18 protein-coding genes are annotated in these 17,374 nt (G+C 72.4%); 8 read left to right on the top strand and 10 right to left on the bottom strand.

Annotation, left to right across the window (positions count from 1 at the left end; all coding sequences use genetic code 11):
* Complete coding sequence (locus OG956_RS13475) at positions 1-957, top strand: ABC transporter substrate-binding protein (protein ID WP_330338222.1); 957 nt, start codon at positions 1-3, stop codon at positions 955-957.
* Positions 958-963: 6 nt separating this feature from the next.
* Here the strand turns inward: OG956_RS13475 and OG956_RS13470 are convergent, their stop codons facing one another.
* Together OG956_RS13470 and OG956_RS13465 are read right to left on the bottom strand one after the other, a co-directional pair.
* The gene (locus OG956_RS13470; protein WP_330338221.1) at positions 964-1,686 is read right to left on the bottom strand and encodes an isocitrate lyase/PEP mutase family protein; all 723 of its coding nucleotides are present in this window, start codon (positions 1,684-1,686) and stop codon (positions 964-966) included.
* A gap of 46 nt (positions 1,687-1,732) precedes the next feature.
* Positions 1,733-2,233: a carboxymuconolactone decarboxylase family protein gene (locus tag OG956_RS13465; RefSeq protein ID WP_330338220.1), complete on the bottom strand. Its 501-nt coding sequence runs from the start codon at positions 2,231-2,233 to the stop codon at positions 1,733-1,735.
* Between the two features lie 46 nt (positions 2,234-2,279).
* Here OG956_RS13465 and pdxR point away from each other — a divergent pair, with 46 nt between their 5' ends.
* Complete coding sequence (gene pdxR / locus OG956_RS13460; protein WP_330338219.1) at positions 2,280-3,701, top strand: MocR-like pyridoxine biosynthesis transcription factor PdxR; 1,422 nt, start codon at positions 2,280-2,282, stop codon at positions 3,699-3,701.
* Between the two features lie 27 nt (positions 3,702-3,728).
* Here the strand turns inward: pdxR and OG956_RS13455 are convergent, their stop codons facing one another.
* Positions 3,729-4,556, bottom strand: a complete 828-nt coding sequence (locus OG956_RS13455; RefSeq protein ID WP_330342829.1) for a DMT family transporter — start codon at positions 4,554-4,556, stop codon at positions 3,729-3,731.
* Between the two features lie 87 nt (positions 4,557-4,643).
* A complete protein-coding gene (gene rocD / locus OG956_RS13450) occupies positions 4,644-5,897 on the bottom strand; it encodes an ornithine--oxo-acid transaminase (RefSeq protein ID WP_443065557.1) in 1,254 nt (417 codons plus the stop codon).
* A gap of 235 nt (positions 5,898-6,132) precedes the next feature.
* On the opposite strand from rocD, the gene OG956_RS13445 reads away from it, so the two are divergent.
* Positions 6,133-7,578, top strand: coding sequence for a glycine hydroxymethyltransferase (locus OG956_RS13445; RefSeq protein ID WP_330338217.1), 1,446 nt, complete (start codon positions 6,133-6,135; stop codon positions 7,576-7,578).
* Between the two features lie 36 nt (positions 7,579-7,614).
* On the opposite strand, the gene OG956_RS13440 is transcribed toward OG956_RS13445, so the two are convergent.
* Positions 7,615-8,280 carry a hypothetical protein gene (locus tag OG956_RS13440; RefSeq protein ID WP_330338216.1) on the bottom strand — a complete coding sequence of 222 codons (666 nt, stop codon included), beginning with the start codon at positions 8,278-8,280 and terminating at the stop codon, positions 7,615-7,617.
* 181 nt (positions 8,281-8,461) lie between these two features.
* Here OG956_RS13440 and trpS point away from each other — a divergent pair, with 181 nt between their 5' ends.
* Both trpS and OG956_RS13430 read left to right on the top strand, forming a co-directional pair.
* Positions 8,462-9,529 (top strand): tryptophan--tRNA ligase, encoded by a 1,068-nt coding sequence (gene trpS / locus OG956_RS13435; protein ID WP_330338215.1) that lies wholly within the window; start codon positions 8,462-8,464, stop codon positions 9,527-9,529.
* 182 nt (positions 9,530-9,711) lie between these two features.
* On the top strand, positions 9,712-10,281 hold the full coding sequence (locus OG956_RS13430; protein WP_330338214.1) for a 2'-5' RNA ligase family protein: 570 nt from the start codon (positions 9,712-9,714) through the stop codon (positions 10,279-10,281).
* Positions 10,282-10,303: 22 nt separating this feature from the next.
* Here the strand turns inward: OG956_RS13430 and OG956_RS13425 are convergent, their stop codons facing one another.
* Positions 10,304-11,038 carry a decaprenylphospho-beta-D-erythro-pentofuranosid-2-ulose 2-reductase gene (locus tag OG956_RS13425; protein WP_330338213.1) on the bottom strand — a complete coding sequence of 245 codons (735 nt, stop codon included), beginning with the start codon at positions 11,036-11,038 and terminating at the stop codon, positions 10,304-10,306.
* 148 nt (positions 11,039-11,186) lie between these two features.
* Here OG956_RS13425 and OG956_RS13420 point away from each other — a divergent pair, with 148 nt between their 5' ends.
* Positions 11,187-12,113, top strand: a complete 927-nt coding sequence (locus tag OG956_RS13420) for a YihY/virulence factor BrkB family protein (RefSeq protein WP_330338212.1) — start codon at positions 11,187-11,189, stop codon at positions 12,111-12,113.
* Here the strand turns inward: OG956_RS13420 and OG956_RS13415 are convergent.
* On the bottom strand, positions 12,061-13,275 hold the full coding sequence (locus OG956_RS13415) for a D-alanyl-D-alanine carboxypeptidase family protein (RefSeq protein WP_330338211.1): 1,215 nt from the start codon (positions 13,273-13,275) through the stop codon (positions 12,061-12,063). The two genes, OG956_RS13420 and OG956_RS13415, sit on opposite strands and share 53 nt — an antisense overlap.
* 91 nt (positions 13,276-13,366) lie before the next feature.
* Between OG956_RS13415 and OG956_RS13410 the strand changes: the two genes are divergently transcribed.
* Positions 13,367-13,606, top strand: a complete 240-nt coding sequence (locus tag OG956_RS13410) for an SCO4848 family membrane protein (protein ID WP_330338210.1) — start codon at positions 13,367-13,369, stop codon at positions 13,604-13,606.
* A 252-nt stretch (positions 13,607-13,858) separates the two neighbouring features.
* Positions 13,859-15,403: an ABC transporter substrate-binding protein gene (locus tag OG956_RS13405; RefSeq protein WP_330338209.1), complete on the top strand. Its 1,545-nt coding sequence runs from the start codon at positions 13,859-13,861 to the stop codon at positions 15,401-15,403.
* On the opposite strand, the gene OG956_RS13400 is transcribed toward OG956_RS13405, so the two are convergent.
* The 3 genes from OG956_RS13400 to OG956_RS13390 form a co-directional block, all read right to left on the bottom strand.
* Positions 15,404-16,012, bottom strand: coding sequence for a Uma2 family endonuclease (locus tag OG956_RS13400; RefSeq protein WP_330338208.1), 609 nt, complete (start codon positions 16,010-16,012; stop codon positions 15,404-15,406).
* Positions 16,013-16,102: 90 nt separating this feature from the next.
* Complete coding sequence (locus OG956_RS13395) at positions 16,103-16,849, bottom strand: TetR/AcrR family transcriptional regulator (protein WP_330338207.1); 747 nt, start codon at positions 16,847-16,849, stop codon at positions 16,103-16,105.
* 39 nt (positions 16,850-16,888) lie between these two features.
* Complete coding sequence (locus tag OG956_RS13390) at positions 16,889-17,299, bottom strand: VOC family protein (RefSeq protein WP_330338206.1); 411 nt, start codon at positions 17,297-17,299, stop codon at positions 16,889-16,891.
* Between the last annotated feature and the right edge of the window lie 75 nt (positions 17,300-17,374).

Here is a 17,374-nt window from a genome sequence, read left to right as displayed (position 1 = left end):
ATGCGACGCCGTACGACCACCGCCGTGCTGGGCTCGCTGGTGCTGCTGACCGCGACCGGCTGCGGCGCCGCCGACATGACCAAGCAGGCGTCGCCGTTCGCGAACGCGGGCGGCACGAAGTCCGTGACCCTCTCCGTGCAGTCCTGGGTGGGCGCGCAGGCCAACGTGGCCGTCGCCCAGTACCTCCTCCAGCACGAGCTCGGCTACCACGTGGACACCGTCCAGGTCGACGAGGTGCCCGCCTGGGACGCGCTCAGCCAGGGCCGGGTCGACGCCATCCTGGAGGACTGGGGCCACCCGGACCAGGAGAAGCGGTACGTCGAGGACAAGAAGACGATCCGGCGGGCCGGCGGCCTCGGGGTGACCGGACACATCGGCTGGTTCGTCCCCGCCTACCTCGCCAGACAGCACCCGGACATCACGGACTGGAAGAACCTCGACAAGTACGCCTCCCTCTTCCGCACCGCGGAGAGCGGCGGCAAGGGCCAGCTGATGGACGGCTCCCCGTCGTACGTCACCAACGACAAGGCGCTGGTGAAGAACCTCAAGCTGGACTACCAGGTCGTCTTCGCCGGCTCCGAGGCCGCCCAGATCACCCAGATCAAGCAGTTCGCCAAGGAGAAGAAGCCCTTCCTGACCTACTGGTACGCACCCCAGTGGCTGTTCGAGAAGGTCCCGATGACGGAGGTGAAGCTGCCGCCGTACAAGGAGGGCTGCGACGCGGACGCGGCGAAGGTCGCCTGCGCCTACCCGCACACCCCGCTGCAGAAGTACCTCAACGCCGGCTTCGCCCGGTCGGGCGGCAAGGCGGCGGCCTTCCTGAAGAAGTTCCGGTGGACCACCGAGGACCAGAACGAGGTCTCCCTGATGATCGCCGACCAGAAGCTGTCCCCCCAGGACGCCGCGAAGAAGTGGGTGGACAGCCACCCCTCCGTGTGGAGGAAGTGGCTGCCCTGAACGCCCTTATTCCCTGAGGGCGTCGGCGATGTCCCGGAGCGCCGCGGCGGCGCGCCGCTGGAGTCCCGGGCCGAAGGTGACGCGAGTGGCCCCGAGTTCGCCGAGCCCGGCGGGCGAGGGGCCGTCGCCGTCCAGGCGGGCCAGCATGTTCAGCGGGCCCTGGATCCCGGCCCGCAGCAGGGGCAGCACGCCGGTGGGGGCGAGGATCGGATAGACGCAGTCCGCGCCCGCCGCCACGTACAACGCGGCCCGCTCGATGGCCCGTCCGGGATCCTTGTCGCCGAGCGCGAACGTGTCGACGCGGGCGTTGACGAACAGCCGGTCGGCGGCGGCCGAGCGGACCTCGGCGAGGTACTCGGCGTGCTCGCGCGGGTCCTTCAGGACACCCCCGGCGGAGTCCTCGAGGTTGCAGCCGACGGCCCCCGCCTCCAGCAGCCGCTCCACCAGCTCCTTCGGCGCGAGCCCGTAGCCGTCCTCGACGTCCGCCGACACCGGCACCTCGACCGCCCGCGTGATCCGGGCGACCGCGGCGAACATCTCGTCGGCGGGCGTGTCCCCGTCCTGCCACCCCAGCGCCGCGGCCACCCCGTCGCTGGGAATGGCCAGCGCCGGGAAGCCGGCCCCGGCGAAGACGCGCGCACTGGCCGCGTCCCAGGGGCCCGGCAGGATCAGCGGGGCGCCCTGGGGGCGGTTGCGGTGCAGTGCGCGGAACGTGTCCGCCTTGCTCACGGCCGGCCCCCTCGCGGGACGCGGCGGTGAGCCGGCCGGGTCCGGCTCACCCGTGCTGCCCGGGCTGGTAGTGGCCCGGGGCCATCCGGGTGGCCACGCCGAACCGGTTCCAGGCGTTGATCACCGCGATCGCGGCGATCAGCTGGGCCAGCTCGGCCTCCTCGAAGTGCTTGGCGGCCGTCTCGTACACCTCGTCCGGGACGAAGCCGTCGGTCAGCACGGTGACCGCCTCGGTCAGCTCGATCGCCGCCAGCTCCTTCTCGGTGTAGAAGTGCCGCGACTCCTCCCACGCGCTGAGCTGCACGATCCGCTCCACGCTCTCCCCGGCCGCGAGCGCGTCCTTGGTGTGCATGTCGAGGCAGAAGGCGCAGTGGTTGAGCTGCGAGGCGCGGATCTTGACCAGTTCGTACAGCTTGGGGTCCAGCCCCTGCTTCGCCGCGGCGTCCAGGCGGACCATCGCCTTGTAGACCTCGGGGGCGTGCTTGGTCCAGGCCAGGCGCGGGGCCTGCTCGGCGGCGTACTCGGTGTTCTCCGGTGCAGTGGTCATGCCTCGACCCTAGGAGCGAGGCAGCCCAGGAGTATGGTCCATTTCCATGGCGGAATCCTGGGCCACTCTGGGCGTCGACCTGCATCTGGAACCGGCCGGCTCCGGCGGGCTGCGCCGCGGCCTGACCGACGCGCTCCGGGAGGCCGTACGCACCGGCCGGCTGGCCCCCGGCACCCGGCTGCCCTCCTCCCGCACCCTCGCCGCCGACCTCGGCATCGCCCGCAACACCGTCGCCGAGGCCTACGCGGACCTGGTCGCGGAGGGCTGGCTCACCGCCCGGCAGGGCTCCGGCACCCGGGTGGCGGAGCGGGCCGCCGCGGCAGCGCCGTCCCCCGCGACCGCCCGGGGCGCGGACGGCAGCGGTCCGGCCGCCCGCCGCCCGGCGCCGGCCCGCCCCCGGTACAGCCTGATCCCCGGCGCCCCCGACCTCGCCGCGTTCCCGCGCACCGAGTGGCTCAGGGCCGCCCGCCGCGCCCTCGCCGGCGCCCCGTACGACGTCCTCGGCTACGGCGACCCCCGCGGCCGCCCCGAACTGCGCGCCGCCCTCGCCGGCTACCTCGCGCGGGTGCGCGGCGTGCGCACCGACCCGGACCGCGTGCTCATCACCTCCGGTTTCGCGCACGCCCTGCGGATCACCGGCACACTGCTGCGCTCGCGCGGCGTGCGCACGGTGGCGGTCGAGTCGTACGGCCTCGACGCGTACTGGAGCGTGCTCCAGGGGGCCGGGCTCGCCACGCCCGCGCTGCCGTACGACGAACTGGGCACCGATCCCCGGCAGCCGGGCGACGCCGGGGCGGTGCTGCTGACCCCCGCCCACCAGTTCCCGATGGGCACGCCCCTGCAGCCCGAGCGGCGGGCCGCCGTGATCGACTGGGCGCGGCGCACCGGCGGCCTGATCCTGGAGGACGACTACGACGGCGAGTTCCGCTACGACCGCCAGCCCGTCGGCGCCGTGCAGGGCCTCGACCCCGACCGGGTGCTCTACTTCGGCACCACGAGCAAGTCCCTGGCCCCCGGACTCCGTCTGGGCTGGATGGTCGTCCCGCCGTCCCTCGCCGAGGAGACGGCCGCGGCCAAGGGCGCCGCCGACACCGTGGGCGTCCTCGAACAGCTCACGCTCGCCGAGTTCATCACCTCCGGCGCGTACGACCGCCACGTCCGCTCGTCCCGGCTGCGCTACCGGCGCCGCCGCGACGCCCTCGCCGCCGCCGTCTCCGCCCGCGCCCCCGAGGTCACGGTCACCGGCATCGCCGCCGGCCTGCACGCGGTGCTGCGCCTGCCCGCGGGCATGGAGCAGTCGGTGGTCCAGGCCGCGACCTGGCAGGGCCTGGCCCTGCACGGCCTGTCCTTCCACCGCCACCCCGAGGCCGTCGCCGAGCCGCTGGACGCGCTCGTCGTGGGGTACGGCACCCCACCGGACAGCGCGTGGGCGGGCGCCCTGGACGCGCTGTGCCGGGTGCTGCCGTAGCCGCAGGGGGAAGAAAAGGGCGCGGCCTCAGCCCTCCTCGGCCGCCACCGGCGCCTCGCCGAAGCGCGCGAGCGCCAGCGCCCCCGCGACGGCCACCGCGAAGCCCAGGACCGCCAGCCAGGCCAGCCCCTCCCGGGTGCGGTCGCCGAGCCACACCACGCCCACCGCGGCGGGCCCGATCGTCTCCCCGATCACCATCCCGGCGGTCGCCGTGGTCACCGAGCCCCGCTGCAGGGCCGACGTCAGCAGCACGAACGCGGCGCCGCCCCCGACGAGCAGCGCGTAGGCAGCCGGGTTGGTCACCAGGTCCCCCGGCGCCAGGCTGCCGATCAGCCGGACCGACACCTCCACCACCCCGAACCCGAGACCGGCGCCGAGCCCGAGCAGCAGCGACCGCGCCCGCCCCGACAGCCGCCCGCCCGCGAGGGCCAGCAGCAGCATCCCGGCCGCCACGGCGAGCATCGCGTACCGCAGCGGGTCCGAGCCGCCCTCACCGCCCTCCGGCCCGGACGCCAGCCCCAGCATCGCGAGCCCGGCGCACACCACGGCCACCGCGCCCCACTCCGTGCCGCTCAGCCGTACCCGCAGCAGGCGGGCCGCCGCCACCGCCGTCACCGCCAGGCTCGACGCGAGGGCCGCGCCGACCGCGTAGATCGGCAGGGACCGCAGCGCCGCGATCTGGAACAGGAAGCCCAGCCCGTCCAGCGCCAGCCCGGCGAGGTACCGCCACTGCCGCAGCGCCCGCAGCAGCAGGGCCGCCTCGCCGCCCCCGCCGCCACCGGCCTGCCGCGCGGCCACCGCCTGCAACACCGTCGCGGTGCCGAAGCAGACCGCCGCGCCGAGGGCGCACACCATTCCGAAGAGCACGAAGTGACTGTAGGTGAGCGCGGGTCCGGCCGGTCCCGGCGATCCGTGCTCTTACCGTTCTCACGAGCCGGCGGCTCAGCCGGTCAGCACCGCCCGCAGCTGGTCGAGACCCCAGTCCAGGTCCGCCTCGGAGACGACCAGCGGCGGGGCGAGCCGCACGGTGGTGCGGTGGGTGTCCTTCGCCAGCACCCCGCGGTCCATCAGCCGCTCCGCCACCTGCCGTGCCGTACCCACCCCCGGCGCGATGTCCACGCCCGCCCACAGCCCGCGCCCGCGCACCGCCGTCACCGTGCCCGTCCCCGGCAGCGCCGCGAGCGCCCGGTGCATCCGCTCGCCCAGCTCGGCCGCCCGCGCCTGGATCTCCCCGGTGCGCAGCATCGCGATCACCTCCAGCGCCACCGCGCAGGCCAGCGGGTTCCCGCCGAACGTCGAGCCGTGCTCGTCCGGCCGGAACACCCCGAGCACCCGAGCGCTCGACACCACCGCCGACACCGGCACGATCCCGCCGCCCAGCGCCTTGCCGAGCACGTACACGTCGGGCGTCACGCCTTCGTGCTCACAGGCGAAGGTCCGCCCGGTCCGGCCGAGGCCCGACTGGATCTCGTCGGCGACGAAGAGCACGTTCCGCTCGCGGGTCAGCTCCCGGACGGCGGGGAGGTAGCCGGGCGGCGGCACGATCACCCCGTTCTCGCCCTGCACCGGCTCCAGCAGCACCGCGACCGTGTTCTCCGTCATCGCCGCCCGCATCGCCGTCAGATCGCCGTACGGCACGATCTCGAACCCCGGCGTGTAGGGCCCGAAGTCCGCGCGGGCCTCCGGATCGGTGGAGAAGCTGATGATCGTCGTCGTACGCCCGTGGAAGTTGCCGCCCGCGACGACGATCTTCGCCATCTCCGCGGGCACCCCCTTCACCCGGTAGCCCCACTTCCGGGCCGTCTTCACCGCGGTCTCCACCGCCTCGGCGCCGGTGTTCATCGGCAGCACCATCTCCATGCCGCACAGCTCGGCCAGCTGTGCGCAGAACGCGGCGAACCGGTCGTGGTGGAAGGCGCGGGAGGTCAGCGTCACCCTGTCCAGCTGGGCCCGGGCCGCCTCCACCAGCCGCGGGTGGCGGTGCCCGAAGTTCAGCGCCGAGTAGCCGGCCAGCAGATCGAGATAGCGGCGGCCCGTCACGTCCGTCATCCAGGCGCCCTCGGCGGTGGCGACGACGACCGGCAGGGGACGGTAGGTGTGCGCGCTGTGCGCGTCGGCGGCGGCGATCAGGTCTTCCGCAGCGGTCACGGCGGCCTCCCATGATGAGTGGAACCTCCTTCCTACCGTCGCTCGCATGGTGGACCGCGGAACCTGGCCGCGCGCCCCGCCCGGTAGGCTGATCAGCGGGCCGTGACTGGCGCGCTGGACCTTGCCGTCAGACTCCCGTCGTCCGCCCGAAGGGCGGGGCAGGCGGGAGTCTGACGGCAAGGTCCCAGGATGGGACGGACCATCGGGGAGCGGTCCGGCGGGAAACAGTGCCGTGCGCCTGGGCCGAACGTGAACGCTGTACGCACGCCGTCCGGAGGTCCTCATGCCAGAGCCCCTGTCCACCGAGTCCACCGCCTTCCGTGCCGCCCTCGACGTCGTCCGCGCCGTCGAGCCGCGCGTCGCCGACGCCATCGGCCAGGAGGTCGCCGACCAGCGCGCGATGCTCAAGCTGATCGCCTCCGAGAACTACGCCTCCCCGGCCACCCTGCTGGCCATGGGCAACTGGTTCAGCGACAAGTACGCCGAGGGCACGGTCGGCCGCCGCTTCTACGCCGGCTGCCGCAACGTCGACACGGTCGAGGCCCTGGCCGCCGAACACGCCCGCGAACTGTTCGGCGCCCGCCACGCCTACGTCCAGCCGCACTCCGGCATCGACGCCAACCTGGTCGCCTTCTGGGCCGTCCTCGCCGACCGCGTCGAGGCCCCGTTCTTGGAGAAGACCGGCGCCCGCCAGGTCAACGACCTGTCCGAGGCCGACTGGGCCGAGCTGCGCCAGGCCTTCGGCAACCAGCGCATGCTCGGCATGTCCCTGGACGCCGGCGGCCACCTCACCCACGGCTTCCGCCCGAACATCTCCGGCAAGATGTTCGACCAGCGCTCCTACGGCACCGACCCGGCCACCGGTCTCATCGACTACGACGCCCTGCGCGCCCAGGCCCGCGAGTTCAAGCCGCTGATCATCGTGGCGGGCTATTCGGCGTACCCCCGTCTGGTGAACTTCCGGATCATGCGGGAGATCGCCGACGAGGTCGGCGCCACGCTCATGGTCGACATGGCGCACTTCGCCGGCCTGGTCGCGGGCAAGGTGCTCACCGGCGACTTCGACCCGGTCCCGCACGCCCAGATCGTCACCACCACCACGCACAAGTCGCTGCGCGGCCCGCGCGGCGGCATGGTGCTGTGCGACGACTCCCTCAAGGACCAGGTGGACCGCGGCTGCCCGATGGTCCTCGGCGGCCCGCTGCCGCACGTCATGGCCGCGAAGGCGGTCGCCCTGGCCGAGGCCCGGCAGCCCGCGTTCCAGGACTACGCCCAGCGCATCGTCGACAACTCCCGCGCGCTCGCCGAGGGCCTGATGCGGCGCGGCGCCACCCTGGTGACCGGCGGCACCGACAACCACCTCAACCTGATCGACGTCGCCACCTCCTACGGCCTCACCGGCCGTCAGGCCGAGGCCGCCCTGCTGGACTCCGGCATCGTCACCAACCGCAACGCCATCCCGGCCGACCCCAACGGCGCCTGGTACACCTCGGGCATCCGCATCGGCACCCCGGCGCTGACCACCAGGGGTCTCGGCACCGCCGAGATGGACGAGGTCGCCGGCCTGATCGACCGGGTCCTGACGGCCGCCGAGCCCGGCACCACCAAGTCCGGCGCCCCGTCCAAGGCCGCGCACGTCCTCGACGCGAAGATCTCCGACGAGATCTCCCGCCGCGCCACCGACCTCGTGGCCGGCTTCCCGCTCTACCCGGAGATCGACCTCGGCTGACACCCCGGCTGACGCCTCGGCGGATCGCCCCGCGGATCAGAGGTCGATCAGCTCCTGACGCGGCTCAGGCGGCGGTCCGGCACTGCGCCGGGCCGCCGCGCGGCGGAGCAGCAGCGTCGCGGCGACCCCGGCGGCGAGCCCCGCCGCCGCCCACACCGCCCTGTCCCGCACACCGCCCGCGCCGTCGCCCGCGGCGGCCGGCGCCTCGCCGGGACCGAGGAGGCGGTCGCCCGCCAGCCGGTCGTAGACCCGCCGCGGCGCCCGGTGCCGGCGGATGTCGTCGTCCGTCACGTCCGGCGCGGGATCGGTGCGGACCCAGGGGGTGCCGTCCCCGGCCAGGAACAGCTGGTCCTGACGCAGCATCGCCACGTCCCCGCCCGGCGCCCGGTGCGTCTGCGGCCATCCTCCGACCCCGGTCAGCCCCCACAGCACGGTGAACCGCACCCGCGGATACCGGCCCCGCGTCCACTCCTCGGGCACCGGCTCGGTGTCGTCGCGCTCCGGCTCCAGCAGCTCGCGCAGCCGGTCGAAGCCGGCCTGACCGGCATGCTCGGCCTCGGTACGCCCGCCGGCCGCCACGACCACCGCCACGTCGGGCTGGTCCCGGCCGGCCGCCGCTGCCGCCCCGACCGCCGCCGTCACGCTCAGAGTCACCGCGAGGAGCACCGCAGCCGCCCCGGCCCGCGCCCGCCACCCCCGCATCCCGTCCCCCCGTCGTTCGCCGGGCACACCGGCGTGCCCCCCGGCAGCCTGCCCACAACCACCGGCCGGCCGCACCGATCCGCCATCCGGCGCCCCCTGTTACACCCCCGGTGACACATCGGATCGCCGCTGTTCCCGAGCCGTTCCTGTTCGAGCCCCGCGCTCTGCGAGAATAGGGGACATGGCCTCTGATCGCCCACCCGTCGCCCACCACCACCCTCAAGGGAGTGGCTCCGCCACGCTGCGTCCTTTGCGCGTGCTCTCCGGCATCCAGCCCACCGCCGGCTCGTTCCACCTCGGCAACTACCTCGGCGCCGTCCGCCAGTGGGTGGCCCTGCAGGAGACCCACGACGCGTTCTACATGGTCGTCGACCTGCACGCGATCACGGTTCCCCAGGACCCCGCGGAGCTGCGGGCCAACACCCGGCTCGCCGCCGCCCAGTTGCTGGCCGCCGGCCTGGACCCGGAGCGCTGCACCCTCTTCGTGCAGAGCCACGTGCCGGAGCACGCCCAGCTCGCCTGGATCATGAACTGCCTCACCGGCTTCGGCGAGGCCAGCCGGATGACCCAGTTCAAGGACAAGGCGGCCCGGCAGGGCGCCGAGCGCGCCTCCGTCGGCCTGTTCACGTACCCGATCCTCCAGGTCGCCGACATCCTGCTGTACCAGGCCAACGAGGTGCCGGTCGGCGAGGACCAGCGCCAGCACGTCGAGCTGACCCGCGACCTGGCCGAGCGCTTCAACGGCCGCTTCGGCGAGACCTTCGTGATCCCGTCGCCGTACATCCTCAAGGAGACGGCGAAGATCTACGACCTGCAGGACCCGTCGATCAAGATGAGCAAGTCGGCGTCCACGCCGAAGGGCCTGATCAACCTGCTCGACGAGCCGAAGACCACCGCCAAGAAGGTGAAGAGCGCCGTCACCGACACCGACACCGTGATCCGCTACGACGTGGAGAACAAGCCCGGCGTGTCGAACCTGCTCACCGTCTACTCCACCCTCACCGGCACGTCGATCGCCGAGCTGGAGCGGCAGTACGAGGGCAAGATGTACGGCGCCCTCAAGACCGATCTCGCCGAGATCATGGTCGAGTTCGTGACCCCGTTCCGCGAGCGCACCCAGCAGTACCTGGACGACTCCGAGACGCTCGACTCGATCCTGGCCAAGGGTGCGGAGAAGGCCCGTGCGGTCGCCGCGGAGACGCTCGCGCAGGCCTACGAGCGGGTGGGTTTCCTGCCGGCGAAGCACTGAGCCGCACGATCCGGCGCCGGGGCGCACGACCGTACGCATGTCCGGGTGGGCGGAGCGCTGCACATCACTTCCGCTGCGCCTGCCCACAGGACTTCCATGGCCGTACAGTCGATAGCCCACGGCCCGAACGTGACGAACGGGACGGCCCGTACAAGACGACAGACGCGACGACAGGAGACGACGTGGGGACCGTAACGATCGGCGTGTCGATCGCGGTCCCGGAGCCTCACGGCAGCCTGCTCCAGGAGCGGCGCGCGGGCTTCGGCGACGCCGCGGCTCACGGCATCCCCACCCACGTCACGCTGCTGCCGCCGACCGAGGTCGACGAGGCCGACCTGCCCGCCGTCGAGGCGCACCTCAGCGGGGTCGCCGCGGCCGGCCGGCCGTTCCCGATGCGGCTGTCCGGCACGGGCACCTTCCGGCCGCTGTCCCCGGTGGTCTACGTCCGCGTCGTCCAGGGCGCCGAGGAGTGCACCCTGCTGCAGCAGCGGGTGCGGGACGCCTCGGGGCCCGTGGCGCGCGAGCTGCAGTTCCCGTACCACCCCCATGTCACCGTCGCGCACGGCATCGACGAGGCGGCCATGGACCGCGCCTTCGAGGAGCTGGCCGGGTTCGACGCGCAGTGGCCCTGCACCGGGTTCGCGCTGTACGAGCAGGGCGCGGACGGGGTGTGGCGCAAGCTGCGGGAGTACACGTTCGGGGGGACCACGGTGCCTTCCCAGTCGGGGCCGTTGCGCAGCGCCGTCCCGTAGACCGGGTCCGCGCCGCGCCCTGTCACAGGGGCAGCCGCCGGAACAGCGCGCGCGGTGTGTGCCGCAGCGCCGCCATCACCACCCGCAGCACCCCCGGCACCCACACCGTCTCCGACCGCCTGCGCAGGCCGAGTTCGATGGCCGTGGCGACCGCCTCCGGGGTCGTGGACAGCGGCCCCCCGCCCCGGACGTGCCCGGGCCGTACGACCATCACGTGCACGCCCGTGCCGTGCAGGGCGTCGCCGAGGCCCTGGGCGAAGGCGTCGAGGCCGGCCTTGCTGGAGCCGTAGATGAAGTCGGCGCGTCGGGCCCGCTCGCCGGCGACGGAGGACAGGACCACGAAGGAGCCGTGTCCCTGGGTCTGCAGCGCGCGACCGGCGACCAGGCCGGCCGACACGGCCCCGGTGTAGTTGGTCTGGGCGACGTGGACGGCGCGCAGCGGGTCCCGCTCGTCGTGGGCCTGGTCGCCGAGGACGCCGAAGGCGAGCAGCACCAGGTCGACGTCGCCGTCGGCGAACACCTTGCCGAGGACCGTCTCGTGGGACGCGGGGTCGAGGGCGTCGAAGGCGACGGTGCGGGTGTCGGCGCCGAGCGCCCGCAGGCTCTCGGCGGCCTCCTCCAGGGCCGGTGACGGGCGGCCCGCCAGCCACACCGTGCGGGTGGAGCGGGCGATCAGCCGGCGGGCGGTGGCCAGCGCGATCTCGGACGTGCCGCCGAGGACGAGCAGGGACCGGGGGAGACCGTGGGCATCCTTCACGTCAGCTCCTTGGTGCGGCGGTGTCTCCGGCATGTCGGTGACCGTATCGCCCGGATACAGGTGATGTGTTACTTAACATTCGCCCGCTCCACACAACGGGTGATTAGTGGGATGTCATACGAGCGTGTCGCGGGGGCAATGACGGATCGTGGACTGGCTGAAGAGACTCCCCGGCATCGGGCCGCTCGTCGCCCGGCTGACGGAGACGCACGCCTGGCACTGCTACGAGCGGCTCGACCGGGTGAAGTGGACGCGGCTGGCCGCCGCCATGACGTTCGTCAGCTTCATCTCCCTGTTCCCGCTGCTGACCCTGGCCGCCGCGGTCAGCGCCGCCACGCTCGGTCCCGACCGGCAGAAGACGGTCGAGCACAAGATCGCCCAGCAGTTCCCCGGCGTCCTGTCCAGCCGGCTGGACATCACCTCGCTCGTCGACAACGCCGGCACCGTCGGCGTCATCGCGGGCGCCGTGCTGCTGTTCACCGGCGTCAACTGGGTCGCCCAGATGCGGGACTGCCTGCGCGCGGTGTGGGAGCTGCCCGACCAGCAGCAGAACCCGGTGGTGGCCAAGGCCAAGGACGCGGGCATCCTGCTCGGCCTCGGCGGGGCGCTGCTGGTCACGCTCGCCGCGTCCATGTTCGCCTCGGCCGCCGTCGGCGTGGTCTCCCGCCGGCTCGGCCTGGCCGCGTACGGCTGGGGCAGCGTCCTGTTGCAGGTCGCCGCGTTCGCCGTCGCCGTCCTCGCCGACTTCCTCGTGCTGCTCTACGTCCTGACCCTGCTGCCCGGGGTCGAGCCGCCGCGCCGCCGCCTGCTGGTGGCCGCCCTCCTCGGCGCGGTCGGCTTCGAACTGCTGAAACTGCTGCTCAGCGGCTACATTCAGGGAGTCGCCGCGAAGAGCGTGTACGGCGCGTTCGGCGTCCCCGTGGCGCTGCTGCTGTGGCTCAACTTCACGGCGAAGCTGGTCCTGTTCTGCGCCGCCTGGACGGCCACGGACAACGCGGACGCGCAACCGGCGGGCGGCGGCGTCACGGACGCGGGCGGCGGCGCATCAGGTCAGGCAGCGGCCACCGGCGGTTGATCAGGAACACCGCGCCGGCCAGCAGCACCAGCGCCCCGCCCGCGATGGCCGCGGCGGTGCCGACGCCCCGGGAGCCGGGCCGCGCGGTGGAGCCCGCCACCGGCCTGGCGCCGGGGCCGTCCCTGCCTTCGGACTTCCCGTCGGAGGCGCTGGGAGCCGGGCTCGGCAGGGCGCTCTTCGGCGGCACCAGCTCGCCCACCGGAGTGACCTTGCCGTCCGCCCGGAAGCCCCAGTCGAGCAGCTTGGCCGCCTCCTTGTAGACCTCGTTGTGCTCGGGCCTCTCGGGGTGCATCACCGTGACGAGCAGCACCTTGCCGCCCCGCTCGGCGACGCCGGTGAAGGTGGCGCCCGCGTTGGTGGTGTTGCCGTTCTTCACGCCGGCGATGCCCTGGTAGACGGGCACGTCGGTGTCGCCGCTCAGCAGCCGGTTGGTGTTCCGGATCTCCCGGCCGCCGAAGCTGGCGCGCACGGTCGAGCAGTAGTCCCGGAAGTCCTTCTTCTGCAGCCCGGACCGGGCGAACAGCGTCAGGTCGTACGCCGAGGACACCTGGCCCGGCTCGTCGTAGCCGTCCGGCGAGACCACGTGCGTGTCCTTGGCCTGCAGCTCCTCGGCGTGGGCCTGCATGTCCTCGACGGTCTGCCGCACATTGCCGTTCATCGCCGACAGCACGTGCACCGCGTCGTTGCCCGAGCGCAGGAAGACCCCGAGCCACAGATCGTGGACGGTGTAGGTGTGGCCCTCCTTTATCCCGACCACGCTGGAGCCGTCGCCCATGCCCGCGAGGTCGGACGGCGCCACCTTGTGCGTCTCGTTCTTGGGGAAGCGGGGCAGCAGGGTGTCGGCGAACAGCATCTTCAGCGTGCTCGCCGGCGGCAGCTCCCAGTGCGCGTTGTGCGAGGCGAGCACCTGGCCGGACTCGGCGTCGGTGACGATCCAGGAACGGGCGGTGATGTCCTTGGGCAGCACCGGGACGCCCGGCGCCAGTTCGACCTGGGTGCCGGGCTGCCCCAGCCGGGCACCGCCCACGGTCGACATGTGCGCCGGGGGCGTGGCCGTCGGGGTGGGGGCGGCGAGGGCGACGGGCGCGGTGGCGGACAGGGACAGGAGGGTGGCCGAGGTGATCAGCAAGGATCGCCGTCCGGTCTTGTTCGGGGCGGGCACGATCGGAAACGTATCCCTTGCGGGCTGTGCAGTCCCATGACGCACCTCATCCCCGAGACGCAGCCGACCGGCGACCGGCGATACTGTTCCCATGAAGCTCAGCCGCCCGGTCTCCTGGTTCCTGCTCGCCTTCGGGGTGTGGTCCTGGGTCATCTGGGTCACTTTCGTCAAGAACCTGGTCAAGGACAGCAGCGGGCTCGCCTTCCACGACGGTCACCCGACCGCGTACTTCTGGGTCCATCTGCTGCTGGCGGTCGTCTCCTTCGTATGGGGGACGGTCATCGGGGTCATCGGGTTGCGCGGTCTGCGCGCACTGCGCCGGACGTCATAGCCCGACCCGGAGAGGCCGGCCGGCAGGCACGCGAGCCGGCGAGGACGCGACCCCAGTCCTGTGAAGACGCTGTGAAACCCGGGGGAAACAACGCCTCGGTAAGTTCTTGCACATCAGGCCAGAAAGCCCTTCCGCTGGCTGAAACAGGTGTGATTAGGTGAGCCGCGCCACTAGGGGAGTGGCGCTTTCGTGCTGGCCAGGGGTAGGGCCTGTGAGGGGCCTGGGGAGGGCACCACCATGCGATCTGTTCGCATGCGCGTTCTCGTGACACTGCTCGTGCTCGCGGTCGTGGGAATCGGCGGCTGGCAACTGCTGCCGTCGCAGAGCGACAAGAACAAGACCATCACGGTCGGTACGACGGACGCCGTCACGGACCTCGACCCGGCAGGCGCCTACGACGCCGGTTCCTGGGCCCTGTTCAGCAACGTCTTCCAGTCGCTGCTGACCTTCGAGCCGGGCGGCGTGGAGCCGGTCCCGGACGCGGCGAAGAGCTGCGCCTTCGAGGGCAGCGGACTGAGGACGTACCAGTGCACGCTGCGCTCCGGGGTCACCTTCCCGAGCGGGCGCGCGATGACGGCCGAGGACGTGAAGTACTCCTTCGACCGGGTCAAGAAGATCAACTCCGATGTCGGCCCGGCGTCGCTGTTCTCCGACCTCGCCTCGGTGACCGCCGACAACGCGACGACCGTCACCTTCCATCTGTCCTCCGCGGACGCCACCTTCCCCTCGAAGGTGGCCACGGGCGCCGGGTCGATCGTCGACAAGGAGGCCTACCCGGCCGACGCCCTGCGCAAGAGCACCACGGTCGACGGCACCGGCCCGTACACGCTGGCGTCGTACGCCAAGGACCAGAAGGCCGTCCTGAAGCCGAACGCCCGCTACAAGGGCTATCTCACCGGCACCGGCCGCCCGGTCGAGCTGCGCTACTACGCCGACTCCGCCAAGCTCGACGCCGCGTGGAAGGCCGGGCGGGTCGACGTCGCCACCCGGACGCTGCCGCCGGACATGCTCTCCCAGCTCAACCCCAGCGACCCCGACAACCGCGTCAGCGAGTCCGACAGCGCCGAGACCCGCAACCTCTACCTCAACACCCGCGCGAACTCGCCGCTGCACGACGTACGGGTGCGCCGCGCCATGGCCTGGCTGATCAACCGCGAGGAGCTGGCCAGCACGGTCTACAAGGGCACGGTCGACCCGCTGTACTCGCTCATCCCGACCGGCATCACCGGCCACACCACCTCCTTCTTCGACGACTATCCGACGCAGAGCGTGAAGAAGGCGCGCGAGCTGCTCACCCAGGCCGGGGTAGGCCTGCCGGTGCGCTTCACCTTCGGCTACGGCATCGGCCGGGGCGCCGGCAAGGAGGAGGCCGCGGCGCTGAAGCGGCAGCTGGAGACGGGCGGCCTGTTCAAGGTGGACGTCCAGGGCTACGAGTGGACCGACTTCCAGAAGCGCTGGGCCGCCGGGAAGATGGACGCGTGGGCGGTCGGCTGGGTGGCCGACTACCCCGACCCCGACACCTTCGGCGCCTCTCTCGTCGGCACCGGCTCCACGATGAGCACCGGGTACAGCAACAAGCTGGTCGACCATCTCATCCTGGGCAGCCGGCAGTACGCCGACCGCAGCCGGGCCGCGAACGACTTCCGGGACATCCAGGCGGACGTCGCCCAGGACGTCCCGCTGATCCCGCTGTGGCAGCGCAAGGAGTACGTGGTCAGCACCGAGGACGTGGGCGGCGGCCAGTACCTGGACGACGGCACCGGCGTCTTCCGCCTGTGGCGCCTGACCTGGATCTGATCAGCCGGCCTTCTTCTGCCCGGCCCTGAGGATGTGCTCGACGTCGAGACTGACCTTGGCGCCGAGGGAGTCGGGCAGGGTGACGGTCTCGCCGGGGGCGTGGGGACGGTGGTTCTCGTATGTGTCCCCGGCGGGGTCCGTGAGAACGTGCACGCGCTGATGCTTGCGGTCCACGATGACGTAGACCGGGACCTTGGCCTCGGCATAGGCACCGACCTTGGTGCGAAGGTCGGCGCGGTAATTGCTGGACGTGACCTCCAGAACCAGGCGGAAGCAGACGGGGTCGTAGCAGTTGTTCTCGACGTAGTGGTCCCGGTAATCGGCGTCGACCAGGGAGAGGTCGGGGATCGCGTAGTCCTCGGCCCCCGTCGGCAGCCAGAGGCCGATTCCCTGGATGAGCCTCGATTCCGCCCCATGGAGACCGGCAGCCATGAAAGGCGCCATAAGGTCGGTCAGGGCATCGCCATGTGGTCCGTCAGGGGGCGGGGACACGAGGATCTGGCCTCCGATGATCTCGACGCGGTAGCCCGGGTTGCGCTCCATGAGCCGGTTGGCCTCTGCGATCAGCGGACGCTCGCCATGGGGCCGCTCGACGGCTGCTGCGGACATCAGGTGCCTCCCGTGGGCCGGTGTCGAGAGCATCATCGTAGGCAGCCGGAACCCGAGGTGTCCCGTTCCGGCGCGTTCACCCGAAAGCGATCATTCGCCCTCCCGACCCCTGCGCCCGGGATCCGGCAGCACCCTGGTCATGCCGGGCAGGAAGTCCGTGAACAGCTCGTGGATCTCCAGGACCAGGGGGCGCAGCACCCGGAACCGGGCGAGCGCCACCCCGCGGGCGGTCAGCCGGGCCCCGCGCCGGGCCAGCCGGTAGCTGCGCTCGCGGCCCGGCGTCCGGTCGAAGATCCAGTACAGCACCAGCCCCATCTGCGCCAGCCACATCAACTCCGGGAGCACGTCCTTCAGTTCGGCCGGGACCTTCGCCCTGGACCCGGCCAGCACCTCCCGGTGGACGGCGATCGCCTGCTCGCGGGCGTGCTCGCTCTCCGGCGAGAAGGGGCTGAGCGGGCTGTCGGGGTCGGCGGCGTTCTTGAAGAACTGCACGGCGAACTCGTGGTACGGCCGGGCGATGTCGAGCCAGACGGTCAGCACGCCCGCGAGCCGCGCCTCGAGATCGGTCTCCCGGTCCAGGACCTCGCGGACCGCCGCCCGGTGCTCGGCGGCGATCCGGTCGTAGAAGCCCTGGATGAGGTGTTCCTTGCCCTCGAAGTAGTAGTAGGCGTTGCCGACGGAGACCCCGGCCTCCTGGGCGATGGCCCGCATGGTGGTCTTGTCGTACCCGCGCTCCTGGAACAACCGCATCGCGGTCTCGAGGATCAGCGCGCGGGTCTGCTCGGACTTGCTGCTGGGGGAGCCGGCCGCCTTCGGGCCGTCGTTCTTCGCGGGCACGGTGCCGAGCCTAACGAGTGGCCCGCGGGCCTTCCGCCCTCAGCCCTGGCGGCCCAGCTCCGGGCGCCTGGTGTAGTCCGTGAGGCCGAGGACGTTGCCCCACGGGTCGGCGATCTCCACGGTCCAGCCGGTGGCCACCGGGAACACCCCGTCCAGCGGCTCGATCCCGGCGGCCGTCAGTTCACGTGCCGCCGCCCGCGCGTCCGGCACCTCCAGCCAGATGCGCGGCGCCGGCCAGGGCGGTGTGCGCTGTCCCAGCTCCTCCTCCAGGCGCAGCAGGATCCCCGGCGTCTCCGCACCGACCTTCAGCAGCGCGATCCCGCCCTCGTCGAACCGGAACCCCACCCGGAACCCGGCCCGCTCGTAGAACTCGACGGCCTTCCCGAGGTCCCCGACGGGGAGCAGGACGTTGTCGAAGCCGAGCAGCTCGTAGGACGCTTCGTCTGACATGTCGTCAGATTAGAGCCGGGCGGCATGGAAAACCGGGCAAAAACGCCCGAGGGCCCCGCTTCCGGAGGATCGGAA

Source organism: Streptomyces sp. NBC_00557 (genome assembly GCF_036345995.1).
Taxonomy (GTDB): domain Bacteria; phylum Actinomycetota; class Actinomycetes; order Streptomycetales; family Streptomycetaceae; genus Streptomyces.
This window is presented reverse-complemented; position numbering and strand designations above follow the sequence as displayed.